Below are 8,821 nucleotides of genomic sequence, written 5' to 3'. Positions count from 1 at the left end.
CGCCAGCCGCCGGCGCATTTCCTGGCCCGGCGGCACGTCGTGGTCGAGTTGCACGGACAGCACGTCGGTGGTCGCCGCGACCGCGCCCGCGGCCCGCAGCCGGGCCAGCGCGTCGGGCCTGCCGGTCACGTCGAGCAGCACCATGTCGTACGGCTTCGCCCCGACGGGCCCGGCCGGGGCGCCGCCCGGCGGCAGGTAGAGCAGCCGCTCGCCCTCCGGCGAGGTCACCTCGTAGCCGGTGCCCGGCGAGTCCAGGGCCATCGCCCGCACCTTGTGCCCGCTGATCAGCGCCAGTTCGCGCCCGTCCGGCACCCGCACCGGCGCGGGCAGCCCCGCCGGGAACTCGACGGCGGGCCCGTCGGCCGGGTGCGACAGCAGCACCTGCCGGACCCCGGCGATCGACCGTCCCGCGCGGGCGGCCGCGAACGCGGGCCCCGGCGTGAGGTCCAGCAGCAGGACCCCGTCGACGAGGAGCGCGGTCGCGGCCCGCGCGTCCTCGCCGACGGCGGTGGCGCAGGACGCGCAGGGGCAGTCGGGGCGCGGCAGCCCGTCGGGGGCCCCGGTGCCGAGCAGAGTGAGTTCCACGCACTGATCGTCTCGCGTCCGCGGGCCGTGGTCGCGCGGGGCTCACCCTTTCTCGCACTGCTCCCGTTCCCGACGGGCCGTTAGAGTGCGCTGCACTGATGCGCGTATCCGAGTCCCGGGAGGCGGACATGGCGTGGGTGTGGCGGTTCGAGAAGGCCGACGGGACGGAGACCTCGCCCGCGGTGGAACCGGAGGATTTCAGCACGCAGGGTGACGCGGAGACCTGGATCGGCGAGGTCTGGAAGGATCTCCTGGACGGGGGCGCCGAGCAGGTCACGCTGTTCGAGGACGGCACGGAGATCTACACGATGAGCCTGCGCGCCGCCGCCGAGAGCTGACGGCCCGTCGGGGCCGCGGGCTCGTCCCGCGGCCCCGACGCGCGTGGTTCACATCTCGCCGAGCGTCACGGTCACCGTGTGCTCGGAGCCGTCCCGGAGGTACGTCACCTTGGCGCGGTCGCCCGGTTTGAGGCCCGCCAGCGTCTCGGTCAGGGACTGCATGGTCGTGATGGCCGTGTCGTTCAGGCCGGTGATGACGTCGCCCGCCCTGATGCCCGCTTTGTCGGCGGCCCCGCCCTGCGTCACCGAGACCACCGCGGCGCCCGCGGGCGCGAAGTTGTCGCCGACGACGGTCCGCGCGGTGATGCCCAGGGCCGCCCGGCCGGAGTTGGTGACCTTGCCGCTCTTGATGATCTGACCGGCGACGGTGTGCACCGTCGAGGCCGGGATCGCGAAACCGATGCCGGGCGCGGCGCCGTTGCCCAGCTCGGGGTCGGTGGCGGCGAGCGTCGGGATGCCGATGACCTGCCCGGAGAGGTTGACGAGGGCGCCGCCGCTGTTGCCGGGGTTGATGGCCGCGGAGGTCTGCACCATGTTGGAGATGGTCGCCCCGGTGCCGCCGCCGCTGCTGCCCTCGCTGACCGTGCGGCCCACGGCGGAGACGATGCCCTGGGTGACGCTGCTGGACAGGCCCAGCGGATTGCCCATGGCCAGCACGATCTGGCCGACCTCGACCTTGGCGGAGTCGCCGAACGTGGCGGGTTTGAGGTTCTTGGGGACGTCGTTCAGCTGGACGACGGCGAGGTCCTGCTCCGGATAGCTGGACACCAGCCGGGCGCCGACGCTGCCGCCGCCCGTGGCCAGGGTGACCTTGAAGCTCTCGGCGTTGCCCACGACGTGCGCGTTGGTCACGATGTGGCCCTTGTCGTCGTAGATCACGCCGGAGCCGAGCCCCTCGCCGGTGGTGATCTGCACGACGGAGGGCAGGACGTCCTTGACGACCTTCTCGTACGCGGCCTGGAGGTCCCCCGCGGACCCGGCGGGCGCGGCGGGGGAGGGGGCGGACGAGGACTGGGACGCGGACGACGCCGAGGACGCCGCGGCGCTGTTCGACGCCTTCTTGCCGGAACAGCCCGCCAGACCGGCGGCGGCCAGCAGCGTCACGGCGCAGGCCGCGGCGACGAGGGGGAGGGTACGGGCGCGTGAACCGTCCATACAGGAAGTATTACTCCCTGTGGAAGGCCTGTCGCGCGCTGTGCGCGACAGGCCGGAGTCGCCCGGGCGGGCGTCAGCCCCGTACGCCGCACAGGTGCAGCAGGGCCGCCACCGCCCGGTACGGATCCGTACGGCCCGCGCGGTCCTCGGCGGCGAGCAGGCGGTGCAGCTCCTCGCCCGCCGGGGGCGGCGTGCCGTCCGGCGCCTGGTCGGTGAGGACCCGCACGCCGTACCAGGCCTGCACCGGGGCGCCGATGCCCGCGAGCGTCGCGGTCAGGGTCTCGCGCCGGTCCGCCCGCACGGCCAGGCCGATGCGGTTCGTGTAGGCGGGGGAGTCGAAGGCGGCCAGGGCGGTCGCCCAGTCACCGGCCAGCCCCGGCCGCAGGGCCAGCGCGTCGGCGTTCCGCACGAGCAGGGACAGCAGGCCGCCGGGCGCGAGCACCCGGGCGAGCCCGGCGAGCATCGGGTCCGGCTCCGCCACGTACATCAGGACACCGTGGCACAGGACGACGTCGAACGTGCCCGGCCGGAAGTGCGCCCCCGCGTCCCGCCCGTCGCCCTCGACGACACGCATCCGCTCCTGGATGCCCTCCGGCTCGGCGGTCACCGCCTCGCGCAGCGCCGCCGCCATCCGGGGGTCGGCCTCCAGGCCGGTCACCTCGTGACCGGCGCGGGCCAGCCGCAGCGCCTGCGTCCCCTGCCCGGGGCCCACGTCGAGGACGCGCAGGCGGCGGCCCACCGGGAAGCGGGCCGCGATCTGCGTGTCGAGCTGGCGCGCCACCAGCTCCTGGCGGACGGTGTTCCTCAGCCCCCCGAGTCCCCGCAGCCAGCCCTCGGCGCCGCCGCCGAAACCGGTCAGGGCTTCTCCCCGCGCTTGACCTGGGGTTTGGGCAGCCGCAGCCGGCGGACCTGGAGCGTGCGCATCACGCCGTAGGCCACCGCGCCGCGGCGGTTCTCGTCGGGGAAGCGCTGCTTGAGGGCGCTGCGCAGGCCGAGCCCGAGGACCAGGGCGTTGACCACCAGCAGGGCGATCACGACCATCCAGGCGAACAGCACGTACACCTGGAAGCTGCCGCGGTTGATCATGCTCAGGATGAGGATGAGCACCGCGAGGGGGAGGAAGAACTCCATGGCCGAGTAGCGCGCGTCCACGTAGTCGCGGGCGAAGCGGCGGACCGGGCCCTTGTCGCGGATCGGCAGATAGCGCTCGTCGCCATTGGCCAGGGCTTCGCGCTGCCGGGCGAGGTCGGCGCGGCGGGCCTCGCGGGAGCGCTTCGCAGCGTCCTTGCGGTTGGCCGGCGTACTGGCCAGGCTGCGGCGCTGCGCGGTGGCCTCGCTGCGCTTGGGGGTCGGGCGGCCCTTGGGGGCCTGCGGGTCACGGGTCTGCTTCGGCTGGTCCGGGGTCGCCTTGGCGGCCGCGGCCTGCTCGTCCTTGGAAGTGGAACGGCTTCGGAACACGAAACCCAAGGGTACGTGGTACGGACGGATGGCCACCGGCCGTCCGGGGAACGATCCGGCAACGCCCCCTCGTTCCCCCTGGTGAAAGCCCGTGTGCGGCACCCGTGCACGGCACGGCACGCGGGCACCACCGGCACCCCTCGTTCCGTCCCTCGTTCCGTCCCCTGTTCCGGCCGGGGTCCACCTACTCCCTGGGCCGGAGGGCCGTGACCTTCTGATCGTCCTGGAGTAGGAGCGCATCGGCGCCCGAACGGTGCGGTAATGGAAGCGGGCCCCGTACTGTGGGTTCTGCAAGATGTGCTGGAGTTCGTAGTCCGTCAGAAGGGGGCGCCCGAGGCCCATGAGCGGTGTCATGAAGCGTATGGGAATGATCTTCCGCGCGAAGGCCAACAAGGCCCTGGACCGGGCCGAGGACCCGCGCGAGACCCTCGACTACTCGTACCAGAAGCAGCTCGAACTGCTCCAGAAGGTGCGCCGTGGCGTGGCCGACGTCGCCACGTCCCGCAAGCGTCTCGAACTCCAGCTGAACCAGCTGCAGGGCCAGTCGAGCAAGCTGGAGGACCAGGGCCGCAAGGCCCTCGCCCTCGGCCGCGAGGACCTCGCCCGTGAGGCGCTCACCCGGCGTGCCGCCCTCCAGCAGCAGGTCAGCGACCTGGAGACGCAGCACACCACCCTCCAGGGCGAGGAGGAGAAGCTGACGCTCGCCGCCCAGCGCCTCCAGGCCAAGGTCGACGCCTTCCGCACCAAGAAGGAGACCATCAAGGCCACCTACACCGCCGCCCAGGCACAGACCCGCATCGGCGAGGCGTTCTCCGGCATCTCCGAGGAGATGGGCGACGTCGGCCTGGCGATCCAGCGCGCCGAGGACAAGACGCAGCAGATGCAGGCGCGGGCCGGGGCCATCGACGAGCTGCTCGCCTCCGGCGCGCTCGACGACCCCACCGGCATGGCCAAGGACGACATCACGGCCGAGCTGGAGCGCCTCTCCGGCGGCAACGACGTCGAGCTGGAGCTCCAGCGCATGAAGGCGGAGCTCGCGGGCGGCAGCAGCGCCGACCGGCAGGCCATCGAGGGCGGCCGTCCCGGCCAGGGCGCACAGCAGCAGCCCCAGGACACCCCGCGCTTCGACAAGCAGTGACCTGGGCAGTGAAGAGGCCATGAGCCCGCACGCACCGGACCGAGGGAGACCGTCATGATCGTACGGATCATGGGGGAGGGGCAGGTGAAGCTGGCCGACAGCCACTTCACCGAGCTGAACGCGCTGGACGACGAGCTGCTCGACGAGATGGAGAGCGGCGACGAGGAGGGCTTCCGCCGCACCCTCGGCGCCCTCCTCGCCCGGCGGCTCGTCACCGGCCACGGCGCCCGCCACCTGCTCCTGACCAGCCGCCGCGGCCCGGCCGCCGACGGCGCGGGCGAACTCGCCGCCGAACTCACCGCCCTCGGCGCGGACGGCCGCATCGAGGCCTGCGACGCCGCCGACCGGACGGCGCTGGCCGCCCTGCTCGCCACCGTCCCCGACACGCACCCCCTCACCGCCGTGATCCACGCCGCCGGCGCGATCGACGACGCCGCCCTGCACGCCCTCACCCCCGACCGGCTCGACCGCGTGCTGCGCCCGAAGACCGACGCAGCCTGGAACCTGCACGAGCTCACGCGCGAGCTGGACCTCGCCGAGTTCGTGCTCTTCTCCTCGATGGCGGGCACCTTCGGCGGCGCGGGACAGGCCAACTACGCCGCCGCCAACGCCTTCCTCGACGCCCTCGCCCACCACCGCCGCTCCCGCGGCCTGGCGGCCACCTCGCTCGCCTGGGGCCTGTGGGCCGAGGCCAGCGGCATGACCGGCCACCTCGACCGCGCCGACCTCGACCGCATCGCCCGCACCGGCGTCGCCGCGCTGGAGACCGACCACGCGCTCGCGCTCTACGCCGCCGCGCGCACCGCCGACCGGCCGTCCGTGCTCCCCGCGCGGCTCGACCTCGCCGCGCTGCGCGACGCCGGCCACCTCCCCGCGCTGCTGCGCGACCTGGTCCGCCCCCGGCCGCGCCGGGCCGCCACCGGACCCGACCCGGACGCGGCGTCGTTCGCGCAACGGCTCGCCCGGCTCCCCGAGGACCGGCGGCGGCAGACCCTGTCGGCCCTCGTCCGCCAGGAGACCGCGGCCGTCCTGGGACACGCGACCCCCGACGCGATCGGCCGGGAGCGCCCGTTCAAGGCACTCGGCTTCGACTCGCTCACCGCCGTCGAGCTCCGCAACCGGCTCGCCGCCGCGACCGGACTGCGGCTCCCGGTCACGCTCGTCTTCGACCACCCCACCCCCGACGCGCTGGCCGCCCACATCGGCGCCGAACTGCTCGGCACCCCCGGCCGTGCCGTCGCCGCGGACGCCACGCCCCCCGCACCGCACACGCCCGCCACCGACGACGACCCCGTCGTCATCGTCGGCCTCGGCTGCCGCTACCCGGGCGGCGTCACCGACGGGGACGGCCTCTGGCGCATGCTGGCCGACGGCACCGACACCGTCACGCCGTTCCCCCGCGACCGGGGCTGGAACCTCGACACCCTCTACGACCCCGACCCGGACCGCCCCGGCAAGTCCTACGTCCGCGAAGGCGGATTCATCGACGACGCCGTGCGCTTCGACGCCGAGTTCTTCGGGATCTCGCCGCGCGAGGCGGCCGCGATGGACCCGCAGCAGCGGGTGCTGCTGGAAACCGCGTGGGAGACCGTCGAACACGCCGGGATCGACCCCACCTCGCTGCGCGGCAGCAGCACGGGCGTGTTCGTCGGCGCGATGGCGCAGGACTACCACACGACCTCGTCGGGATCGCTCGCCGAAGGGCAGGAAGGCTATCTGCTCACCGGCACCGCGACCAGCGTCATCAGTGGCCGGGTCAGCTACGTGCTCGGCCTAGAGGGCCCGGCGGTGACCGTCGACACCGCGTGCTCCTCGTCGCTGGTCGCACTGCACCTGGCGGCGAACGCCCTGCGCTCCGGCGAGTGCGACCTCGCGCTCGCGGGCGGCGTCGCCGTCCTCACCTCGCCCCAGGCGTTCGTCGAGTTCAGCCGCCAGCGCGGCCTGTCCGCCGACGGCCGCTGCAAGCCCTTCGCGGCCGCGGCCGACGGCACCGGCTGGGGCGAGGGCGTCGGCCTGGTCCTCGTCGAGCGGCTCTCCGACGCCCGGCGCCGGGGACACCGCGTCCTCGCGGTCGTACGCGGCTCCGCCGTCAACCAGGACGGCGCGTCCAACGGACTCACCGCACCCAACGGCCCGTCCCAGCAGCGCGTCATCCGGCAGGCACTCGCCGCCGCGCGGCTGGCCCCCGCGGATGTCGACGCGGTCGAGGCACACGGCACGGGCACGCGGCTCGGCGACCCGATCGAGGCCCAGGCACTGCTCGCGACGTACGGGCAGGACCGGCCCGCCGACCGGCCCCTGCGGCTCGGGTCGATCAAGTCCAACATCGGCCACACCCAGTCCGCCGCGGGCATCGCCGGTGTCCTCAAGATGGTGCTCGCCCTGCGCCACGGCGAACTCCCGCGCACCCTGCACGTCGACGAGCCGACCCCGCACGTCGACTGGGCGGCGGGCGGCGTCGCGCTGCTGACCGAGCCGGTCGCCTGGCCCGCGGGGGAGCGGGTGCGCCGGGCCGGTGTGTCCTCGTTCGGGGTCAGCGGCACCAACGCGCACATCATCCTCGAACAGGCCCCCGCCGAGGACCGCCCGGCCACCGCCTCTGTGAGTCTGTCGCCCGACACGCGGGGCGTCGCCGGGGTCGTGCCGTGGCCGCTGTCGGCCCGTACCGCCGAGGGCCTGCGCGCGCAGGCCGCCCGCCTGCGGGACTGGGCCCTGCGGCACCCCGACGCCGAACCCGCCGACGTGGCCTGGTCCCTGGCGACCGGGCGCGCCGTTCTCGACCACCGCGCGGTGGTACGGGGACGCACCACCACGGAACTGGCCGCCGCCCTCGCCGAGCGGGCCGAAGGCGGCTGGACGGCCACCGGAGCGGTGGTCTCCGGGCCGGGGCCCGTCTTCGTCTTCCCCGGACAGGGGTCGCAGTGGCTCGGCATGGCCGCCGGACTGCTGGAGCACTGCCCGGTGTTCGCGGACGCGGTCGCCGAGTGCGCGGCGGTCATCGACCCGCTGGTGTCCGGCTGGTCCCTGCTCGACCTGCTGCGCGGCACCGACGACGGGACCGCCGCGGCCCTCGCGCGGGTCGAGGTGCTGCACCCCGTCCTGTTCGCCGTCATGGTCGGACTCGCCCGGTGGTGGGAGTCCTGCGGAGTGCGCCCCGCCGCCGTGATCGGCCACTCGCAGGGCGAGGCCGCCGCCGCGTACGTCGCCGGTCTGCTCTCCCTGGAGGACGCCGCGCGCGTCGCGGTCATGCGGGTCCGGGCCGTCCAGGCGGCCGACGCCTGCCACGGCGCGCTGCTCGCGGTGGCCCTGACGGCCGAACGCGCCCGCACACTGATCGAGGAGACCGGTGCCGACGGCCTGGTGGCGATCGGCGCCGTCAACAGCCCGGGCAACGTCGTGCTCTCCGGCGACACCGACGCCCTCGCCGCGCTCATGACCCGGTGCGAGGCCGAGGGCACCCGGGCCCGGTGGGTGCCGGGGGCGTACGCGTCGCACTCGCCGCAGATGGACGCCGCCCGCGACGAGATCACCCGCCTGCTGGCGGACCTGCGGCCGCTGCCCGGCCGCATCCCGATGTACTCGACCGTCACCGGCACGGTCCTCGACGAGCGGACGCCCCTCGACGCCGCGTACTGGTTCGAGAACATGCGCCGCACCGTGCTGTTCGAGACCGCGGTCGGCGCGGCGGCCGCCGACGGCCACGACGCGTTCGTCGAGTGCAGCCCGCACCCCGGACTGGTGGTGCCGCTCGGGGACACCCTCGACGACCTCGGCGCCCCCGGTGCCGTCCTGAGCACCCTGCGACGGGACGACGGCGGACCGGACCGGCTGGTGACGGCGCTGTCCGACGCCTACGTCCGTGGCCTGCCGGTCGACTGGGCCGGGCTGGTCGCCCACGACCGGGTCACCCGGGTGGACCTGCCGACCTACGCCTTCCAGCGCCGCCGCCACTGGGCCGAGGCGTCCGGCGCGGCGGCCTCCGGCGGCGCGGGCTGGGGACAGTTCGCGGTCGAGCACCCGGTGCTGGGCGCGGGCGTCGACCTGGCCGACGGCTCCGCGACGGTGTTCACCGGCCGCCTGTCGGCCGGCTCGCACCCCTGGCTGGCCGACCACGTCGCGCTCGGCTCGGCCGTCGTCCCCGGCACGC

6 protein-coding genes and 1 pseudogene are annotated in these 8,821 nt (G+C 74.7%); 3 read left to right on the top strand and 4 right to left on the bottom strand.

The window, feature by feature from the left end; translation table 11 throughout:
• Positions 1 to 585: pseudogene (locus K6I34_RS24900) on the bottom strand (adenosylcobinamide kinase/adenosylcobinamide phosphate guanyltransferase); the annotation flags it as partial.
• A 128-nt stretch (positions 586 to 713) separates the two neighbouring features.
• Here K6I34_RS24900 and K6I34_RS24895 point away from each other — a divergent pair.
• A complete protein-coding gene (locus K6I34_RS24895; RefSeq protein ID WP_229328609.1) occupies positions 714 to 923 on the top strand; it encodes a hypothetical protein in 210 nt (69 codons plus the stop codon).
• Positions 924 to 971: 48 nt separating this feature from the next.
• On the opposite strand, the gene K6I34_RS24890 is transcribed toward K6I34_RS24895, so the two are convergent.
• From K6I34_RS24890 to K6I34_RS24880, 3 genes are all read right to left on the bottom strand, one after another.
• On the bottom strand, positions 972 to 2,078 hold the full coding sequence (locus tag K6I34_RS24890) for a S1C family serine protease (protein ID WP_229328608.1): 1,107 nt from the start codon (positions 2,076 to 2,078) through the stop codon (positions 972 to 974).
• A gap of 73 nt (positions 2,079 to 2,151) precedes the next feature.
• Positions 2,152 to 2,859, bottom strand: a complete 708-nt coding sequence (locus K6I34_RS24885; protein WP_229328606.1) for a bifunctional 2-polyprenyl-6-hydroxyphenol methylase/3-demethylubiquinol 3-O-methyltransferase UbiG — start codon at positions 2,857 to 2,859, stop codon at positions 2,152 to 2,154.
• A gap of 74 nt (positions 2,860 to 2,933) precedes the next feature.
• On the bottom strand, positions 2,934 to 3,536 hold the full coding sequence (locus K6I34_RS24880; protein WP_308294051.1) for a DUF3043 domain-containing protein: 603 nt from the start codon (positions 3,534 to 3,536) through the stop codon (positions 2,934 to 2,936).
• A gap of 340 nt (positions 3,537 to 3,876) precedes the next feature.
• Here K6I34_RS24880 and K6I34_RS24875 point away from each other — a divergent pair, with 340 nt between their 5' ends.
• Both K6I34_RS24875 and K6I34_RS24870 read left to right on the top strand, forming a co-directional pair.
• Positions 3,877 to 4,674, top strand: coding sequence for a PspA/IM30 family protein (locus tag K6I34_RS24875; RefSeq protein ID WP_229328602.1), 798 nt, complete (start codon positions 3,877 to 3,879; stop codon positions 4,672 to 4,674).
• A 54-nt stretch (positions 4,675 to 4,728) separates the two neighbouring features.
• Positions 4,729 to 8,821, top strand: a 4,093-nt coding sequence (locus K6I34_RS24870) for a type I polyketide synthase (RefSeq protein ID WP_229328594.1), incomplete at its 3' end; no start/stop codon positions are given.

This window comes from Streptomyces sp. UNOC14_S4, assembly GCF_020740835.1.
GTDB lineage: Bacteria > Actinomycetota > Actinomycetes > Streptomycetales > Streptomycetaceae > Streptomyces.
Note: the sequence above shows the minus strand (reverse complement) of the source record. Positions and strands in the feature narration are given on the sequence as shown.